The sequence below is a fragment of the Acetobacter sp. DmW_136 genome (assembly GCF_008690365.1).
GTDB classification, from domain to species: Bacteria; Pseudomonadota; Alphaproteobacteria; order Acetobacterales; family Acetobacteraceae; genus Acetobacter; species Acetobacter oryzifermentans.
Genome location: NZ_VHON01000006.1, coordinates 17,826 through 37,065 on the forward strand (window position 1 = coordinate 17,826; position 19,240 = coordinate 37,065).

Annotated in this window: 17 protein-coding genes; 4 read left to right on the forward strand and 13 right to left on the reverse strand. The window is 51.9% G+C overall.

The window, feature by feature from the left end; genetic code table 11:
• Positions 1-14 precede the first annotated feature (14 nt).
• From FKW31_RS01985 to FKW31_RS02005, 5 genes are all read right to left on the reverse strand, one after another.
• Positions 15-2,759, reverse strand: coding sequence for a pitrilysin family protein (locus FKW31_RS01985; protein ID WP_150177398.1), 2,745 nt, complete (start codon positions 2,757-2,759; stop codon positions 15-17).
• Between the two features lie 42 nt (positions 2,760-2,801).
• On the reverse strand, positions 2,802-3,467 hold the full coding sequence (locus FKW31_RS01990) for a 2OG-Fe(II) oxygenase (protein WP_089178439.1): 666 nt from the start codon (positions 3,465-3,467) through the stop codon (positions 2,802-2,804).
• 86 nt (positions 3,468-3,553) lie between these two features.
• Positions 3,554-5,803: an excinuclease ABC subunit UvrB gene (uvrB, locus tag FKW31_RS01995; RefSeq protein ID WP_006116807.1), complete on the reverse strand. Its 2,250-nt coding sequence runs from the start codon at positions 5,801-5,803 to the stop codon at positions 3,554-3,556.
• A 69-nt stretch (positions 5,804-5,872) separates the two neighbouring features.
• A complete protein-coding gene (locus FKW31_RS02000; RefSeq protein WP_089178438.1) occupies positions 5,873-6,325 on the reverse strand; it encodes a hypothetical protein in 453 nt (150 codons plus the stop codon).
• Between the two features lie 105 nt (positions 6,326-6,430).
• The gene (locus FKW31_RS02005; RefSeq protein WP_150177400.1) at positions 6,431-7,414 is read right to left on the reverse strand and encodes an aldo/keto reductase; all 984 of its coding nucleotides are present in this window, start codon (positions 7,412-7,414) and stop codon (positions 6,431-6,433) included.
• Positions 7,415-7,548: 134 nt separating this feature from the next.
• Between FKW31_RS02005 and FKW31_RS02010 the strand changes: the two genes are divergently transcribed.
• The gene (locus FKW31_RS02010) at positions 7,549-8,046 is read left to right on the forward strand and encodes an NUDIX hydrolase (protein WP_193562025.1); all 498 of its coding nucleotides are present in this window, start codon (positions 7,549-7,551) and stop codon (positions 8,044-8,046) included.
• Between the two features lie 15 nt (positions 8,047-8,061).
• Here FKW31_RS02010 and FKW31_RS02015 read toward each other — a convergent pair whose 3' ends face one another.
• The 8 genes from FKW31_RS02015 to FKW31_RS02050 form a co-directional block, all read right to left on the reverse strand.
• The gene (locus FKW31_RS02015; protein ID WP_150177402.1) at positions 8,062-11,019 is read right to left on the reverse strand and encodes a glycosyltransferase; all 2,958 of its coding nucleotides are present in this window, start codon (positions 11,017-11,019) and stop codon (positions 8,062-8,064) included.
• A 106-nt stretch (positions 11,020-11,125) separates the two neighbouring features.
• Entirely contained in the window at positions 11,126-11,641 is a 516-nt protein-coding gene (locus FKW31_RS02020) for a disulfide bond formation protein B (RefSeq protein WP_006116802.1), read from the reverse strand.
• Positions 11,638-12,984: a trehalose-6-phosphate synthase gene (locus FKW31_RS02025; RefSeq protein WP_150177404.1), complete on the reverse strand. Its 1,347-nt coding sequence runs from the start codon at positions 12,982-12,984 to the stop codon at positions 11,638-11,640. The genes FKW31_RS02020 and FKW31_RS02025 overlap by 4 nt, the downstream gene beginning before the upstream one ends.
• A 3-nt stretch (positions 12,985-12,987) precedes the next feature.
• On the reverse strand, positions 12,988-13,731 hold the full coding sequence (otsB, locus tag FKW31_RS02030; RefSeq protein WP_150177406.1) for a trehalose-phosphatase: 744 nt from the start codon (positions 13,729-13,731) through the stop codon (positions 12,988-12,990).
• A gap of 174 nt (positions 13,732-13,905) precedes the next feature.
• On the reverse strand, positions 13,906-14,493 hold the full coding sequence (locus tag FKW31_RS02035; RefSeq protein ID WP_150177408.1) for a DUF2155 domain-containing protein: 588 nt from the start codon (positions 14,491-14,493) through the stop codon (positions 13,906-13,908).
• Positions 14,490-14,711 (reverse strand): hypothetical protein, encoded by a 222-nt coding sequence (locus FKW31_RS02040; protein ID WP_035352796.1) that lies wholly within the window; start codon positions 14,709-14,711, stop codon positions 14,490-14,492. The genes FKW31_RS02035 and FKW31_RS02040 overlap by 4 nt, the downstream gene beginning before the upstream one ends.
• A 50-nt stretch (positions 14,712-14,761) precedes the next feature.
• Entirely contained in the window at positions 14,762-15,307 is a 546-nt protein-coding gene (gene mlaD / locus FKW31_RS02045; RefSeq protein WP_006116797.1) for an outer membrane lipid asymmetry maintenance protein MlaD, read from the reverse strand.
• 48 nt (positions 15,308-15,355) lie between these two features.
• Positions 15,356-15,724 (reverse strand): NADH:ubiquinone oxidoreductase subunit NDUFA12, encoded by a 369-nt coding sequence (locus FKW31_RS02050; RefSeq protein WP_035352793.1) that lies wholly within the window; start codon positions 15,722-15,724, stop codon positions 15,356-15,358.
• 210 nt (positions 15,725-15,934) lie between these two features.
• Between FKW31_RS02050 and FKW31_RS02055 the strand changes: the two genes are divergently transcribed.
• The 3 genes from FKW31_RS02055 to FKW31_RS02065 all read left to right on the forward strand — a co-directional run bounded on the left by FKW31_RS02055 (position 15,935) and on the right by FKW31_RS02065 (position 19,202).
• Positions 15,935-17,491, forward strand: a complete 1,557-nt coding sequence (locus FKW31_RS02055) for a vitamin B12-dependent ribonucleotide reductase (RefSeq protein ID WP_150177410.1) — start codon at positions 15,935-15,937, stop codon at positions 17,489-17,491.
• Between the two features lie 76 nt (positions 17,492-17,567).
• On the forward strand, positions 17,568-18,032 hold the full coding sequence (locus tag FKW31_RS02060) for a RidA family protein (protein WP_003624824.1): 465 nt from the start codon (positions 17,568-17,570) through the stop codon (positions 18,030-18,032).
• Positions 18,033-18,053: 21 nt separating this feature from the next.
• Positions 18,054-19,202: a GNAT family N-acetyltransferase gene (locus tag FKW31_RS02065; RefSeq protein WP_150177412.1), complete on the forward strand. Its 1,149-nt coding sequence runs from the start codon at positions 18,054-18,056 to the stop codon at positions 19,200-19,202.
• Positions 19,203-19,240 lie beyond the last annotated feature (38 nt).

Consider the following 19,240-nt stretch of genomic DNA (forward strand, 5'->3'; position numbering starts at 1 on the left):
ATACATGTAATCCATTACCAAGTAGGCGTAGGCCCCTTTACAATAACCGCAAGGTCATCTGGCCTGATCCACTTACGGAATGCGGCCTGTACTTCTGCACCCGTTGCCTTGTAATAAACTTTTGCGCCCCGATCCGCATTATCAAGCGGCAAACCCAGATCTTCCAAATAAAGATACTGCGCAGCAATTCGGGCCAAACTCGCTCTGGCAAGCGGCAAGCTCCGCAGAAGTGAAGCCTTGGCCAAAGAAAGCTCTTCTGCTGTAGGTGGTGCAGACTGCATGGCTTTCAGGTCTTTCATGACAACATTCCGCGCTTTACCAACCTTATCCGGGTCTGCACCATAATTAACAGTATAGGCCCCGCGCGTACGTCCCCAATCAAAGGAACTGCTTACAGAATAAACATAACCTGTTTTCACCCGCATATCTCTATACAGACGCGAGGAGAACAGACCGCCCCCCAGCACTTCATTGCCCAACTGCAGCAGGAAATGATCAGGATTTTGTGCCGTTAGCCCCAGTGTTTCCGCCAACACAACATCATTCTGCACGCTGCTCTTATCAGGCACCGTTGCGCGTGATGTTTTGCTAAGTGGCACGGTAGGCAAATTCACATCAGGTGCCGGGCCTTCGGCTTTCCAACCACCAAAAGCTTTTTCTAATACCGCCTGTGCTTTTTCGGGCGTGATATCACCTGTTACAACAATAGTTGTCAGATCCGGGCGCCACGCATTTTGGTAATAATGCAGCACATCATCACGGGTTATGTTCATAATAGATTCAGGCGTAGCATCACGCTGTGTCGGGTCTGTTTCCGGCAGAATGGCAGCCTTGATAGCTTTATCAAACAAATGCCCGGGAGATACCAGTTCCCCAGCCTGAGCTTGTGCCAACTGCGTGCGCACAACCGTAAAATCTTTTTCAGGGAATGCTGGATGCAGTTCATTTTCAGCAAGCAGATCCACGCCCTTTTCAAAATCAGGCGTAAGAACTTGTAAGGAGAAATTGCCCCCGGCATCTTCCCATGCTGGCACATCATCGAGCGCTTTCTGGAAAGCCAGACGATCATGCTGCGTTGTGCCATAGGAGAACAGAGCTTCCGTTAAACTATGCACGCCCTCCTTGCCTTTGGGCTCCTGCAACTCGGGCGTCTGGCGGATTTGACCAGAAAGCTGAATGGTGTGGCTGACATGAGAAGGCCAGACAATCAGCTTGATACCGTTAGATAATGTGCTAACCGCAGGGAGTGGTGTCGGTTTAGGTTCTTCCAGTTGGGCCAGAGCTTTTTCGGCCCATTGCGGCAATTTTACTGGCTTATCCGGGGTGCTTGCAAAAGATTCTGCCCCTCCAAACCCTTTACCAGAAACTGCCTTGCCTGATGCTTCCGGGGTAAGAATGGCAGACACAGCATGTGCTGGATCAAGCAGCTTTGCAGCCAGATCATTTACTGCCTTTGGCGTAACAGCCTGATAAGCAGCCACCAGATCACCCGGGCTATCTAGGTTCTGAAATGCCAATGCGTTAGACCAGATAGATGCCAGACCACTTACAGAATTGGCAGAAAACTGAAGCTGGGCAATTTCTTTCTGCTTTGCGGCTTCAACCAGTTCTGCTGGCACGCCTTCCTTACGGATTTTTTCCAACACAGCTTTCATAGCGTTCATGGGGCCAGAAGCATCTGTGCCTTTAGGAAAAGCCGCAAGCGCCAAACCAAAACCAGCTTCTTTTTTAGGAGCGTATTCAAACCCTGCGTACAACGCCTTGCCCTGCGGTACCAGATCATACAGGGCACCACGCTGGCTGGAGAGCACATCTGAGAGAATATCAGCCGTTGCAAAATCTGCTGAAGAACTGCCCGCCATGGGGAATGCAAGCGTGGCAAACCCAACAGGATAATCTGTAGAAAGCGTGAGTGTTTTAGCTGGCGGCGCTGCCGGAGCTATCTTGTGGCGCTGCGGCAGATCCTTGCGCGGGATATCGGCAAATGTATCCTGTACCAGCTGCAAGGTAGAAACAGGGTTAATATCCCCCACAATCACCAGTACGGCATTATTGGGGCCATACCATTTTTGGTAAAAATCTTTCAGATCCGCCGCCGTGGTTTTATCAAAGGAAGGCCGCGTGCCCAATGCATCGTGTTCGTAAGGCGTGCCCGCAAACAAAATACCCTGCAACTGTTCCAGATACCGATAGGCAGGGCTTGAAAGATCACGCGCAACTTCCTGCTCAATCGCGCCACGTTCTTTTTCCCAATCCGCTTCAGACAGGGTTAAGCCATTCATGCGCAGGGCTTCAATTTTAAGCAGAACAGGTAAATCCTGTGCCTGTGCTGTATAGAAATACTGCGTGACATCTTCAGTTGTATCTGCGTTGTAACTGCCGCCCAAACGCGTGCCTATAGCTGCAAGCTGGTCTTTATCCAGCCCTTTGCTGCCACGGAACATCATATGTTCCAACGCATGCGCCGTACCCGGAAACCCATCTGGCACTTCTGCCGAGCCAACAAGATAATTAATTTCTGTTGTCACAACCGGGGCCAGCCGGTTAGGCACAATAACAACCTTAAGGCCATTAGGAAGCGTTGCACGCACAACCTGTGCACTGCTCAGGCTAGGAGGCACAAGAGCGGACGGCATACCCGGTGCGGCATCCTGAGCATGAGCCGATGTGGGAGAAAGAGCAGTTCCCCCTAACAGGGCCAGCGTTATAGCCAGCAGTGAAAAACGTGTGCGGGCAGCAGACGGCTTGCGAAAAATCATTCAGGCTTCCTGTTCATGCAGAAACAGATCAAAAAAGAAAAGTTACTGCCCCAACTGAGGCAAAGGCAACTTTTTAACCAATGCAGAAAGTTTATGCCGCCGCAGTTCAGACCGGGCGCGTGCATCTTCTGTCATGTAATTTAATTGGATAGTATAGCGCTGCCCCACAAACTGCTTATGCCCATGCCATGTTGTTGGGCCGTTAGGGAAAATCAGCAAAGTGCCATCTACGGGCGGTACTTCCTTGGCGTAATCCTCTATATCATGCGGGCCACGCAAAAGGCGCAAACAGCCTTCCTGCCGTTCCCATGCCTCCCCCACCCCTGATGGATTAAGATACAGCAAAATGGTTACACGCTTGGCCAATGAATCCGTATGGATACGGCCATCTTTTTCTCGCGTGCGCCCACGAATGGTCAGCATGGAAGGTGCATGATCGAGATTGAGGTGAAATTTTTCCGCCACAATTGCCTTTAACCGTGGGCCTTCCAGTTCTTCCACCAAATGTTCCATAAGGGGAGAAAGCTGCAAGGAATCTGGTGGAAAAGACCCCCCAGACACAATATGCGGCCGATGCGCAAACAAACGCCCCAGATCTTCTGAACGGATAAAATGCGGCACCACCACATGCGGGAAAGGATCAGGTGCAACAGAAGCCTGTTCCAGTGCTGTATAATCCGGCTGGATAAAAGGATCTGACGTTGTCATGCCGTAATGTCCGCACAAATAAGGGTTTGCTATGCGGACGGTAGAAGGGTTAAGCGGCAGAAACAAGGCCTGCCGCAATATGGGTGTTATTTCCGCTTTTTCCGCCTAGCTGCCGGATCATATCCACCCCCGCCCGGCCCCAGTGGCCGTGGCACCTTATCTTTTTTAGGTTTGCGGCCACTTGTCTGAGCTTTTCCTGCTGTTGAGGCCGCTACCGGAGGCGGTTCCAGCCCAAGCTGCAAGGCTTCCAACCGCTGAATTTCATCTCGTAACCGTGCCGCAGTTTCAAACTCCAGCTCTGCCGCGGCAGAACGCATACGCTTTTCCAACCCGGCAATAGCGGCCCCTAGATCCTGCCCCACAAACTCTGCCACGCCCGTATCTTCATCCGGCGCAATGGTAACGTAATCCTGTTCGAACACAGAAGACACAATATCACTAATATGCTTGCGCACACTTTGTGGCGTAATGCCGTGCTCTGTATTCCACGCCATCTGTTTTTCGCGCCTGCGGGCTGTTTCCTCTACTGCGTATGTCAGAGAATCCGTCATTTTATCTGCATACAGCAAAACCCGGCCCTCTACATTTCGGGCCGCACGGCCAATAGTCTGGATAAGAGATGTGCGGGAACGCAAGAACCCTTCCTTATCTGCATCCAGAATAGCTACCAGCGCACACTCTGGAATATCCAAACCTTCTCGCAGCAAGTTAATACCGATGAGGACATCAAATGCCCCCATGCGCAGGTCTCGGATAATTTCTATCCGTTCCAGTGTATCTACATCGGAATGCAGATACCTTACCCGAATACCAGCTTCATTCATGTAATCGGTTAAGTCTTCCGCCATGCGTTTAGTAAGCGTTGTCACCAACACACGGCCACCTTTGGCAATGGTGGTACGACATTCTGCCAACAGATCATCCACCTGATGTTCTACAGGCCGAATAATTGTAATGGGGTCCACCAACCCGGTTGGGCGAATAACCTGTTCAGCAAACACGCCACCTGTGCGTTCCATTTCCCATGGGCCGGGTGTGGCACTTACAAAAAGGCTTTGTGGGCGAAACTTGTCCCATTCCGCAAAATTCAAAGGCCGGTTATCCAGGCAGGAAGGAAGCCGGAAACCAAACTCTGCCAGCACGGATTTGCGCGCATGGTCTCCGCGTTCCATGCCGCCAATCTGCGGCACTGTTACGTGGCTTTCATCTACAATCAGCAGCGCATCTTCAGGCAGATATTCAAACAGGGTTGGCGGCGGATCACCCGGTTTGCGACCAGAAAGATAGCGGGAGTAATTTTCGATCCCCTTACACACCCCTGTTGTTTCCAGCATTTCCAGATCAAAAGTGGTGCGTTGGTCCAGCCGTTCTGCTTCCAGCAACTTGCCGGCCTTTGTAAACACATCAAGCTGTTCGCGCAGTTCCTGCTTGATGCCCTTAATGGCCTGATTCAACGTCGGACGTGGTGTAACGTAGTGGCTGTTTGCGTAAATTGTAATTTCCTGCAGATCAGCCGTTTTTTCACCTGTTAGCGGGTCAAATTCTATTAACCCGTCAACTTCATCGCCAAACAGAGAAACACGCCAGGCCCTGTCTTCATTCTGCACGGGAAAAATGTCTATTGTTTCACCACGCACCCGGAATGTACCGCGTGCAAATGCGGCATCGTTCCGACGGTACTGTAATTCAACAAGGCTTTTTATAAGCTTATCCCGGTCTATCTCTCCGCCCAGCTCCAGCTTCACCACCATGCGGGAATAGGTTTCTACAGACCCAATACCGTAAATGCAGGAAACAGAGGCCACGATAATTACATCGTTCCGCTCCAGCAGCGCCTGCGTAGCCGCATGGCGCATACGGTCAATCTGTTCGTTTATCTGGCTGTCTTTTTCAATATACGTATCAGAACGCGGCACATAGGCTTCTGGCTGATAGTAATCGTAATAACTTACAAAATATTCCACAGCATTATTGGGGAAAAACTGCTTCATTTCTCCATAAAGCTGGGCGGCTAATGTTTTGTTGGGCGCAAGAATAAGTGTGGGTTTTTGCGTGGCCTCAATAATCTTGGCCATGGAAAAGGTTTTACCCGAACCCGTAACCCCTAGCAGAACCTGATCGCGCTCTCCAGCTTCTACCCCGGCCACAAGTTCACGAATAGCCTGCGGCTGATCCCCTGCCGGTTCGTATTCTGACACCACTTCCATACGCTTGAGGCGTGGACGAGGAGCCTGCTTTTCCGGCTCGAACAGAACGGGGGGAAGACTGGCCGCACGCTCGCTTAATGAAGGGCGCTTTTTGCCACGTGCCGCAGAGGAGGAGGTTTTGGAAGCCATTGCTCAAACATGGGCTGCCGCAACCCCTTGCGCAAGATATGAAAACACACAGGCCGTTACAAAACAGCCCTAACGCACCACATGAAACAGAATGCGGGAAAGCGGAGTATGAGAAAGCACAATCACCACCAGCCCCAGCCCGATGCCAACACGCCCGCCGATATAGGTACACGCCTGAGAAAGCTCATCCCGGCTGGCCATATCCATAAACGGATCAAGCCCTTTATAATCAGCCAGTGCACGCATGCTCCGATAGCGAGAAAACGCATCTGCCCCTAACCCGGCACGGCTAAACTGCTGGGCGCTGTAGTTATCCAGATCTTCCTTACGAAACTGAATGGCCCCTGCGCGCTGAGAAACAGATTTGGGCCCACCCCCGAGCATTTCCAAAAATCTGAGCCTTCGGGCAGGAATACCCAAATATTCCGCAGCCTCTGCCCGCCCCAATACCTGCTGAAGCGGAAACATACAGACTGTCGCCTGCTCAGGCTCGGCCTGATAAGGAGGGTGCGGCTCTTTCATAACTTAACAGAGTGCGAAAAAAGCCACATCTGAGTCAATGCGTATGGGCCACCGCCAGCCTTGCGGGTAGAACAGGGCTGGATAAGCCAGCCCTGTTCCGCCAGATTAAGCCCGCAAAGGCGGAGCCATAAATTCCGGGCCTACCGGGTCTTTAATATCCTTGGCAAGAATTGCATCAATAGCCTGCATGTCTTCTGCATCCAGCTTCCAGCCAAAAGCATCATCCACACCTGCAATCTGCTCTGGCTTACGTGCACCCCACAGTGCAATAGTTGGGCCGCGATCCAACACCCAGCGAATAGCCAGTGCCAGCATGCTTTTGCCATGCTTATTGGCAATGGCTTTAAGGTCTTCCACCGCCTGCAAATACTGGCCAAAACGTGGCTGCTGGAACTTGGGATCTGTTTTACGCAGATCATCCCCTTCAAACTTCCGGTCTGCCGTCATGCGGCCCGAAAGCAAACCACGGCACAGAGGGCCATAAGCCAGCACCACCAGATTGTTTTTTTCTGCATATGGCAGCACATCACGCTCTATTTCGCGCTCAAATAGGTTGTATGGCGGCTGCACAGCAGAAACAGGTGCAAACTTCCGGAATTCATCCATCTGGGCGGGTGAGAAATTGCTCAGCCCCAAGGCTCTAACCTTGCCACTTTTCACCAGATTTTCCAGAGCACGGGCTGTTTCTTCAAACGGAGTGCATGTATCTGGCCAATGAACCTGATACAGATCAATATAATCTGTGCGCAGGCGGCTTAAAGATTTTTCAACTTCCTCTTCAAGCCGTGCAGACCGACTATCCCGGAAAACCTTTCCATCATGCCAGTTCAGCCCCACCTTGGTAGCCAGAATAACACGGCCACGCCGACCTTCCAAAGCCTTGCCAATAACTTCTTCAGAATGCCCAAATCCATAGACTGGTGCTGTATCAATCATATTGATACCAAGCTCCAGAGCTTCATCTATCGTCTTGCTGGCGTTTGCATCATCTGCGCCACCCCACATGGAACCACCAATGGCCCACGTACCAAGCGCAATGCGGGAGGCTGGTTTGGCTATACCCGGAATGGCAATTGTATCTGCCGACATAAGATGTGCTCCTTGATAGCTAATTTATATTTTCCATGCACAACATTCCGCACGGTTATGGCTGTATTTAACACGCATTTTCTGCATTTGGGCAAAGAGAAAAAATAGCCAAACCCCTTTTACGCAGATAAGGGTTGACCAGCATTCATGACCTTCTACACTTCCTGATCATGAAAACATCATGCCATTCCTGCCTTCCACGTTCCGGTGTTCTTGCTATTGTGCGAAGGCAGAATAATTTTCTGCTTGTCCGCCGCGCTAAAGCACCAGATGCCGGACTATGGGGTTTTCCCGGCGGGCGGATTGAACCGGGAGAAACTATCTTTTATGCCGCAGAACGCGAGCTTTTGGAAGAAACATCCTTACCAGCAAAAGCAACTTCTGTAATAGATGCATTTGATAGCTTGCATTATGATGCTCATGGAAAGCTAGAGTTTCACTACATCATTCTTGCCGTAAGGTGTGAGGAACAAGAACACACCCATAACCCCGTACAAGCTGGTGATGATGCCTTGGAGGCCCGTTGGTTTTCCTATCAGGAAATCAGCACACTAGGGGTACGAGCCAGCGCACGGCTGCACAGTCTGGCACGTCAGATTTTGAAAATGGAAGATCCCACTTACCTCACCTGACGTGCTGGGATTATTTTAGGAAATTTCTAAAATATCCTTTATCTTTTTTACATAATTCTCTTGCGTGTTTTCTGTAGAAATACGCTTGAGTTCATGCGCATGCACGTTGTTCCACAACTGCTTGTCTTCATACAGCCGGACAATAGCATCCGCAAAACCCTGCGCGTCCGATACACTGGCGCACAGCATATCTTCACCAGGCACCCATCCAACCTGTTCACACAAAATATCCGTTGCAACAACAGGAATACCATGTGCTGCGGCTTCATGCAGTTTGTAGGGAATACCCGCCGCATACCGGGTTGGCGCCACAAATACCCGGTGGCTATTATAAACAGGTGTTACATCCTCTACCCGCCCCGTTACCACAATACGCGGGTTGTTTATAAGTGATGTAAGATCAACACGCGGGTTTACATAGCCACAGACTGTAAATTTAACGTCTTCTGGCAAACGGCCATCCAGTAATGGCAACACTTCTTTGCTAAACCACGCCAAGGAATCTACATTTGGTGAATCCTGATCATGCATGGCCCCCAGAAAAAGAATATCCCGGCGATCTTCCCATCCGGGAGACCACGTTAAAGCGTTTTGCAAATGACCTAGAACATGAACATTAGAAAAACCGTGAGCATTAAGTATTTTGGAATCCTTACTGTTCACTGCAATAATTTTTTCAGACATGAACAAATGCCTGAATTCATGCTTCAAAAGCTCATCCACTGTTTTTTCTGGTGTTTGCCCGCGCAATTCCATTTTACGATATTCACGCGGCGCGGATACAGCCTCGGTATCCGTAATCACCATTGCACCCGTTAGGGCATCAGCACAATCCATAAGCACAGGGGCCAGACGATCTGCATTATGCGTGCGTGCAATCCAGATGGCATCATAATACCCAGCGCGGGATTTAATAAAATCTTCTAGTTCTGGTAATTCTCGATCCCAAATCACCTCTGCCCGATCCGGAAAAGCCATGCAGATATCTTCCTGAGATTCTGTTGGTCTAAATACCGGGTACACCGTTACTTGGCATCCAGCAGCAATCATGCTGCGCACAATATCGTTTGAACGCGTAAAGCCTGATCCCAAAAACCGATAGGGCAATCTGTCTTCAATAAATAAAACGCGCTTCTGACCCTGCTTGCTGAAACGTGCTGTTGTCAGCATTCTGGGGTTGTTCAGGCTTTTCTGGCGCAAATATGCCGTATGCTTACGGCGGAACACATCCTGATTACGCGCTATCATGGATGCGCCACTCATGAAACTGGATGTGCCATACTCGTAATGTATTACAACCACCGAAGGATCATACACCACATCAAACCCGGCTTCATGAATACGCAAGCACAGATCTGTTTCTTCAAAATACGCAGGGGCATAATCTATATCAAAGCCGCCCAACTGGCGCAGCAGGGGCGTGCGTATCATCAAGAATGCACCGGCGCAATAATCTACAGATCTTACAAAATTAGCTTCTGGAACATCAGGGCGCTGATCACGCAGATAGCCGCACACCGATCCATCGCGCCAGACAATACTACCTGCTTCCTGCAACAAGCCATTGGTGCGTACAAGTTTGCCACCAACCGCCCCTATTTTTATTTCATGCCGTAACCGAGCCAAGGCATTGCCAATAGCTTCTGGCATCAGCTCTGTATCGTTGTTCAGATAAAGTGTGAATGGACCACGCACTTTTTCCAATGCCGCATTGCAACCCAGCAAAAAGCCAACATTACCGGGAAAACGCACAACATCCAGACCGCGCACATAACGTTCAATATGACGCACACCATCTGTAGAGCCAGAATCCACTACAATAACCTGCATTTGGCCATTATAATTAGCACGTAGCGAGGCCAACGCGCTCATGGTCATGGCAAACAGATTATGTGCTACAATAATAACGCTTAAATCTGGTGCATCGTATGTAAAATCCAGAGTCTGATTCAAAAGAACAGGCAACCGAATGCGGCACATTTCATGATAGAGTTTTTTGGAAAGGGCCTCACTTTCCTTCAGCCCTTCCATATCATCTTCTAGCCTGCCGCCGTGGGCAATATAATGTGCGAACGCATCTGGAAAATCACCACGCGTAACTTCCTTTTGCACAACGGCATTACGGTAGTAGGATTCAAGATCAATATTAGCGCTTGGTTTGCGGAGTTCATGCACACCATAGCGCAGAAAATGTTCATAAAAATTACGGAAGTTTCCGCTTTCAACCGCACCGCTTACATCATGATTCACGCTGCCGTAAAACTCTTCAGAGAAATAGGCATTCGGGTTGTAATCTGTTGGGGTGGAATTAGACAGATAATGGTGCAAGGCAGAGAGCCAGCGCCCTGAAGCCAGTTCCTTCCGGACATGCGGATAGGTTTCCAGATACCATTCAGGATCAAAATACCAAGACAGACGCTGACCATACCCCTGCTCAGGCCTCAGGTTACGCACACATTGTGCAAATGCACCCAAACCTTCAATACGTGCATGGCCACTTTTAAGATATGCTGTTGCGTTAAAAAACCATGATCCCGTTAAAAACTGTTCGTCACCCACATTCAGGTAATGATCATAGAGATTCCGAAACCCTGCTTCTTCCAACGTTGCAGGCTGAAGAGTTGGGTGCTGCTTGAAATAAAATTCACGATCAAAAAGCCAATGAGGATTGTGGGAAGAAAATCCTGTTTGGCAATAATGATCAAACCCGGATCTCCATTCACCTTTCCCCACAGCTTCAGCAACCGCAGGATAACGCCGCAGATACCAATCCTCATCAAAATACGGGTTGGGTGAATGACGTAATGCTGGCCCTTTTTCCCTATAAAATTCCTCTAATACTTCTGCACCTTCAAGGCCTAGAAATTTCAGAATATCTCCATATTTTGCTGCGTACCATGTTGCGTCAAATACGCTCCAATCGATTGTTTTAATATTGCCACTTAAAGACATAGAGATATCCTGACATTGCATTCAGGCACACAGTATAAGATTTATACGCGGTGCTTCAACCGCTACAATACGGCAACGAAGTTATCACGCCTTCAACAATAAAAACCTAACACTTAAAATATAATATTTAATGGAAAATACGGCGCGTCACACGTTCCAGCTTTTTACGCCAAACCACAAACACCCATAACACAATAGCTGCGTACAGGCCGCCCATTGCCGCCATGGAAACAGGAACACCCGGCACCAGATACGTGGCTGCATCACAGGGTTTGGAAGGCAGCAGTGGCATAGAAGCCAGCCGCTCCGCCATAGTGCGCCCATATATATGAGGCGCGTGGCACGCAGGCAGCGGGCTTGGCCACCATTGCCACTCCACCCCTACATGGCAAATAGAAAGGCCGATATCCGCCACCATAAAAGGCACCGTCAACCACAAAAGGTGTCGTGCTACCTTATCGGGCAACACAGCGGCCACAATGGCTGTGCCTAATAGCAAACGCCATGGCCAGCGTTCCCACAGGCACAGTTCGCACGGCATAATTTGCAAAACATGTTGGGTGTACCACACCACCCCCAGCGCCAATAACGCCGCACCTGCCAAAAATAGCGCCAGCGGCCGAGATGCGTGGCTCCCCCTCATTCAGACCGCACCTCTGCCAAAGCCGTAATAAAGGAACGCGCCCAACTGCCAGCCGTAACGCGCCAGACATCTGGCTTCAGCCGCTTCCACCGCAGTTGTCTTTCAGAAAGAGACATGCTGAGTGATTTATGCAAGGCATCTGCCACTTCATCTGCATCATGCGGGTTCACCAAAAGCGCATCTTCCATTTCTGGCGCAGCACCAGCAAAACGGGAGAGAATAAGCACGCCGGGATCTTTCGCATCCTGAGCTGCCACATATTCCTTGGCAACCAGATTCATACCATCCCGCAGAGGTGTTACCAACGCTGCGTGAGAAAGGCGGAAAAATGGGGCCAGCAGTTCACGCGGGACAGGGTGAGTAAGGTAACGGATAGGAACCCAGTCAAAATCTCCATACGTGCCGTTAATATGGCCAACCACACCATCCAGCTCTTGGCGCAGCACCTTGTATTCTGGCACACTACCGCGAGAAACCGGGGTGATCTGAAGATAAATAACCTTACCGCGGTATTCCGGATATTTGCGCAAGAACACTTCATACGCCCGAAAACGCTCCGGTAGCCCCTTGGAATAATCCATACGGTCCACACCGATAATCAGCGGCAAGCCCCGCAGGCTTTTTTCAAGCTTCTGCACTTCCGGGTTATCTAAACCGGAGGAAGCCTGCTGCTGAAAGCTTGCTGGATCTATTCCAATCGGGAACACACGGGCCTGCGCTGGCACCCCAACAACAGAAAAACCTTCATTAACATTGCGTGCGTCATCTTCCGTCTGCACACCCATCACATCATAGGCGCGTAAAGATCGCATCAGCTTTTCAGCACCAGGCAAGGCCCGCATGAGGCTCCATGGTGGAAATGGAATGTGCAGGAAAAACCCGATACGGCACTTTATCCCCTGTTCCCGCAGCGCAAGCCCAAGTGGGAACAGATGGTAATCATGCACCCATATCAAATCATCAGATTTTAAGAGGGGGGCAAGCTTCTGCGCGAACATGGTGTTCACGGCATGATATGTGTGCCGATCCTGCCGACTATAACTCATCAGCCCTGCGCGGTAATGGCAAAGCGGCCACAGAATTCCGTTGGAATACCCTTCGTAAAACCCATTATATTCTGATTTGGTCAGATCTACAGTGGCGTAAGTCACGTTATCTACCGTGTCTATGCTTACGCGCCGATCCTCCCCTTCATCATCTGAAATTTGTTGCCCAGACCATCCAAACCACAGGCACTCCTGCCCTTGTACAGCATCACGCAGAGCAACAGCCAAGCCACCAGCAGGTTGGGCACGCTCACGCACAGCCGGAACGCGATTGGAAACAATAACAAGACGCCCCATCCCTTACCGGCTCCCGCCTGTAAGAGAGGTCAGCCAAGCCCGAAAAATAGAAGGGGTTGGAAAATCAGATGGAATACGCAACCCAACGCCCCCCATTCTGCGTACAGCAGCTATAGCATCTTCATCCGTTACATCATCCCCTACAAACACAGGCTTTTTGCCCGTAAAGGGAGGACTTTCCATTAACAGAGAGACAGCATAGCCTTTATCAATTCCGGCTGGGCGAATTTCCCACGCCATTTTTGCCGGCAAAAGCAAGAATGTGCCTTTAGAGTGCTTAACCCATTCACTAGCTGCCTGGCACAACGTTTCTGCTGCTTCCGGTGCGGCACGATAATGCAGAACAAAACCGCCTTCTTTGTGCTCTAACCGCGTGCCGGGCAATGTTGCCAGCAAATCCCGCGCTTGAGCCAGCCATTCAGGCGGCAGGGTAGGCAATGCTGCACGTTCAATCGGGCCACCGGGCCGATGCCGAATAGCTACCCCGTGTTCACCTGCAACAGCAAAAGGCACATCACCCAGAAAATGATCTATCTGATCAATGGGGCGGCCAGAAACAACGGCCAAGGCATCTCCGCATGCTTCACGCAGGCGGCGCAGGCTATCAAGAAGCCCATTTGGCACCACAACAGATTCTGGCGTGGGAGCAATATCCACCAGAGTACCATCAAAATCGAGCAGAAAGGCAGTTTCGTTTAACGGGGGTAGATGAAAACGGAAATCCTGCGCACCGAGAGAACCTAGCACGTTTGCACCTCAATCCTTGTTGTGATGTCCAGCTATAATAACAAGAGTGCCAGGCACTTGCAGCTAGACCATTGTTTTGACACGTTGCCGAACACCCCCTGCTTCGACAACCACCGATCTTACAGACCTGCCGCGCGGAACCGGCACAAAAACGAAACGGTTCCTTACCTAACGTTAGTAAACGCCGCCGGTTTCTTGCTTGTCTGGTATGGCATCGGGAATATCCGGGCTGCCCGCATGGCCGGAAGATGCCCCATCCCCCGCAGGCGCTGGAACCGTATCCGAGCCAGATGCAGGGGGCGCAACGGGGGCTACAGGTTTGGGCAGTGGGGGCAACATAGGCTCTGTATCCGCGCCCTCGCACCGCACCATCCGCACATCGTAAACCGGACTTTCAAACACACCTAATGCAGGCTCCGCTGCCAGCATCCAGCCCTGAAAGGCGGCTCCGTTAGGGTGTTTATCCTGCACGGCCAGCCACGCTGCGGCATCGGGCGAAAGCGTTGGAGGGCGCTGCAAACAGCGTGAAGGTGTAATGTCCAGACTTTTATAATGTGCTGTTGTGCCTACCGGAACCGAAAGTACCTCTACATGGGCATCCAACCTGTCCAGAACACGCACAACAGCCGTATTTTTACCTTGCCATGTATCTGGCGCATAAACTGCCGGAGGCGCTAAAGCAGAGCCCGCAGCCTGCGCCAAAACAGGCGCCCCAGCCAAAATAGCCCCACAAGCCACGGCTTTATATGTTGCGCGCTTCATGCAGCTTGCCCTCCGTTTTTAGGGGAGGCAAGGCTCTCAACCATATCCTTCAAACGCGCCCGCATAAATTGTTCACTCACCCCCATCAGCATGGCATCCTCAAACGCATCGCGCATAATATCCTGCACTTCCTGCCAGTTTTCTTCCAAAACACGCAGCTTTTCATGGCAGGTTATGGGGTTTCCATCATCCTGCGGCCAGAAGCGTGGCTTTTCCATGCTGTTGTTTCCCGGCTTCACTCTAAAATTAACGGATTTTTATGTCTGTTTCAGGGCAGATCATTCCCACCCGCGCCACCACCATTGGTAGGTGCTGCTTTGTTGGCACGTGTGAGCGTATCCGTAACCGAGAAAATAAACTTGCTGAGCAACTGCTCCAGACTGATGGAGCCCTGTGTCTGCCCAACTGTTTCACCGGGTTTAAGGGTTTTGTCATCCCCGCCGGGGGAGAGGGCAATATACTTGCCGCCCAGCAGGCTATCACTGGTAATAATAGCCGCTGTATCATCTGAAAGGTGAATATCAGGCCGCACAGTAAATGTGACATGCGCCTTGAAGCTGTGCGGATCTACTGTTTCACTTACCACTTGCCCAACGGTTACACCTGCCAACCGCACATCAGAGCCAATATCCAGCCCATCTATGTGCGTGAAATCGGCATTAAGCTGGTAGCCGGTTGTATCTGTCTTGCGGCCCTCGCCCACCACGGCGGCCACCAGCATACCGCCGATAGCCACCAGCACAACTGTGCCTGTAAGCAGTTCTGTCAGACTACGCCGAGATTTTTCTGCCATTGCTGAAGCCATAAGCCGCATCGCACTCCCTGTATTGCCTGTTCGGTTTAGCAGGAAATGCGCAGCAGATCACGCATCAGGTGTCCATGCCTCGTAATCTCCTGTCGCAGGTGGGTGCTGGCCGGTGGAATACAGGCTGCCCGCAGGCCTGTAAGCTTGCGCCGTGCCTGTCATATTCGGCTGATACGGAAGCTGCCAGGGCTTACGCTCTTCCACCGGAATAGGAGCGTCCAGCGTATGGTGCAGCCACCCCCACCACTCTGGCGGCACGGCCGAGGCATCCTCCCCTTTCAAGTAGATCACCCAGCGTTCGGGCCGTTCCACCCCGCCACCCTGACGGGCCGGGCCTGTTGATTCGTAATAACTGCGGCCATCGGCATCCTTGCCAACCAGCCGCCCCTTCCGGCGCGTATGCAGCCATGTTCCAAAGTTTGCCATGCTATGGATAATAGGACTCCACACTCCAGCCAGTCCATGAAATATGCACGCGCTTCCGATCAACTGCGCTCGAGCTGCCGGTATTTGGACAGGAAACGGCAACTTCACAAAAAGTTATCCCCCATATCCTCATTATGCAGAGTGTTAACCGCCTTTTGGCAGCACGATTCCGGGTTCCGACGCGATGGGCTGAAACGATAAACTGCCCGCATGAACGCAACAGCCAGACGCCACTGGAATGGCGTGCTGATGAGCACGCTAGAGGCCGCAGCAGATCCGGACGCTCCCCTTCGCTCCGTTACGCTGCCCGCAGAATGGGATACAGATGCCGCAACGGCATTGGCCCAGCTTGTACCAGGAGATGAAGCGCTGGATCTGCCCAGCCTTGCCTCCCGCTGGATTGATGCGCTGGCACCAGATGATGCCACGGCCCGATCTTTGGTATGGATGCTGCTTACACGGCAGGCCGCGCCAACAGAAGCCGTATGGCATTGCCGTTTTGACCGCCCGCCCGGCTTTATTGTTAATCTGGCAGCTTTTGTTTCCCCCGGTGAAGGATTTGCTGCGCGCACATTTGTTGCGGCCCTGCGGCTGATCTGCTCCGTATTGCGCCATGCCGCCAGCACACTGGCAAACCAGCGCAATGGTGAACTGCCACTGCCAGATTTATTTGCACCGGAACAAGCAGAAGCAACCCCCACCACGCCAACAGATATACTGGCCCCCACCCCGCTAGCCGGTGATATTTTGCTGACCAATCTGGATGCCTGCCTTGCAGGCGTTGGACTGGATTATGATAGTGAAGATGGCCGCGCCGCTGCATGCGCCATAGCTGCATTGGCCACCTTAACTGCCCATGCAGGCCGAGGGCCGGAATCCCTCCCACTGCCGCCAGTGCGCACTGTTCTGCCCGGATTGGGAGAAACCCTGCGCGCGGTTTGGAACGAAGCGGCCGTAGAAACAGAAACACCTTTGGCCCCGATTGAAACCGGCTTTTCTTCCTCCAACCCGATAGACGGGCTTTTGGGTGTAGAAGCTTGTGGGCTAGCCCCAGCTTTTTCCATGCTGCGGCCAGATGGCAAACTTTCCAGAAGCGCTTTACTGCGGTTGGAAGCGCGGGATTTTACGGTTGAAACAGCTTTGGCTGCCGCGCTGGCAGGTGAAACTGTTCTCCCCCAACCCGGCCCCAATGCACATCTGGCCATGTATCGGGCTCTCACTGGGTTTGTGGACCGTATGCCCGCACGGCCAGAAGTGCAAAACCAGCCTACCCGCAACAAGCTGGAGCGTGGGGTGCGCCGCACGCTGCCCCCACGGCACGGTGGCTTTACACAAAAAACCACTATTGGCGGCCATCGCCTGTTCCTACGTACTGGGGAATATGAAGATGGCACACTAGGTGAGCTGGCCCTTACCCCCACGCGGGAAAGCGGCATGGTGCGCGGGCTGATGGAAAGCTTGGGCGAAGCCGTGAGCATTGGCCTTCAGTACGGTGCCCCGCTGGAAGCCTTTGTGGAAAACTTTGCCTATACCTGTTTTGGCCCGGCTGGCACCGTAGAGGGAGACCCCGTTGCCTCCTACGCCACATCTATGCTGGACTATGCCTTCCGGGCTTTGTCAGACACATATTTAGGTGTTCGGCTGCCAGATGGCCCGCATCAGGATGCACAATCTGACCCAGACCCCCTTCTGCCGCTAGATCTGCCAGAAGCAGATGATACGCCGCCTACTGGGCGCAAACGCCGTAATCTGCGGCTTGTCTGCTAAAGGCATACGGTTCATTCTGCGGGGCAAGAGGCCATTTTCTGCTTCTTGCCCAGCTTTTTAACACAAGGAATACAGCGTGATGAGCACTCCTGAATCCCGTCTGGCTGAACTTGGTATCGAACTTCCCACCCCTGCCGCACCTGTTGCCAACTATGTGGCCTGCGTACAAACAGGTTCTCTGCTGGTAGTTTCCGGCCAGCTCCCTCTTAAAGATGGCAAGCTGTTTGCTACCGGCAAGCTGGGTGATGCCGTTTCTGTTGAAACAGCGGTTGAAGCCGCGCGTTACAGCATGATCAATGTAATTGCACAGGTGCGTGCCGCAGTGGGTGACCTTTCCCGCGTGAAGCGCGTAGTACGGCTGGGTGGCTTTATTGCCTGCACACCAGAATTCACCTCGCACGCAGCAGCGATGAATGGCGCATCTGACTTGGCCGTTGCCGTATTTGGTGATGCCGGACGCCATGCACGCTCCACCGTTGGCGTGCCTTCTCTGCCGCTGGATGCGCCGGTTGAAGTAGAAGGGCTGTTCGAAATCGGCTAAATTTGCAGGAAAGACACAGACATGCCTGACTGGTCCGTATCTCTGCACAACAGTATCCATGCCATTCCAGAAATGGAGTGGGATGCCTGTGCAGGGGTGGACAACCCATTTGTCAGCCATGCCTTTCTTTCTGCATTGGAAGACAGCGGTTCTGTACGCCGTGAAACAGGCTGGCTGCCGCAGCATGTCAGCCTGCATGCGCCAGATGGACAACTGGCCGCCACATGCCCTGCCTATATCAAGGGCCATTCATGGGGCGAGTATGTGTTCGACCAAGGTTGGGCACGCGCCTTTGAAGCCGCTGGGGGGCGCTATTACCCCAAACTGCAAATTGCCGTGCCCTTTACCCCAGCACCCGGCCCACGCCTTTTAACGCGGCCAGATGCACCTGCAGAAACCAAAGCAGTTATGGCAGATGCTTTGCGCCAGATCTGCCACGATACCGGCCTTTCCTCTGCCCATGTTACATTTTGCACCAAGCAGGAAAGCGATAATCTGGCTGAACGCGGATGGCTGCCCCGATTAGGTTTGCAGTATCACTGGCATAATAAAAACTACACCAGCTTTGATGATTTTCTGGAAACACTTTCATCTCGCAAACGCAAAGCTATCCGGCGGGAGCGGCGTGATGCCAATGCCGCTGGCCTAAGCTTTCATACCCTGCGCGGATCAGACATTACGCCTGAAGATTGGCAAGCTTTTTACACATTTTACCAGAATACAATTGATAAAAAGTGGGGCAACGCCTACCTGACGCCCGATTTTTTTCCGCTACTTTCTGAACGCTTACAAGACCGTGTTGTGCTGATGATAGCACGGCACGAGGGTACACCAGTTGCCGCAGCCCTAAACCTTTTGGGGGGCGATACATTGTATGGCCGCAACTGGGGATGCATTGGCAACTGGCCGTTTTTGCATTTTGAGCTGTGCTATTATCGCGCCATAGATTTTGCCATTGCCCACGACCTCAAGCGAGTAGAGGCCGGGGCGCAGGGTGAACATAAAATCCAGCGTGGCTATCTGCCTGCCCTCACACATTCTGTCCATTGGCTGGAAAATCCCTCACTCCGCAACGGTGTTGGGGCTTTCCTTCAGGCAGAACGCCCGGCCATATTGGCGGAAGCCGAAGCCCTTAACGCACTTTCTCCCTATCGGCAGGGTGAAACATGACCTGAAATTTCGTGCACATACCGGACATGTACACCTGA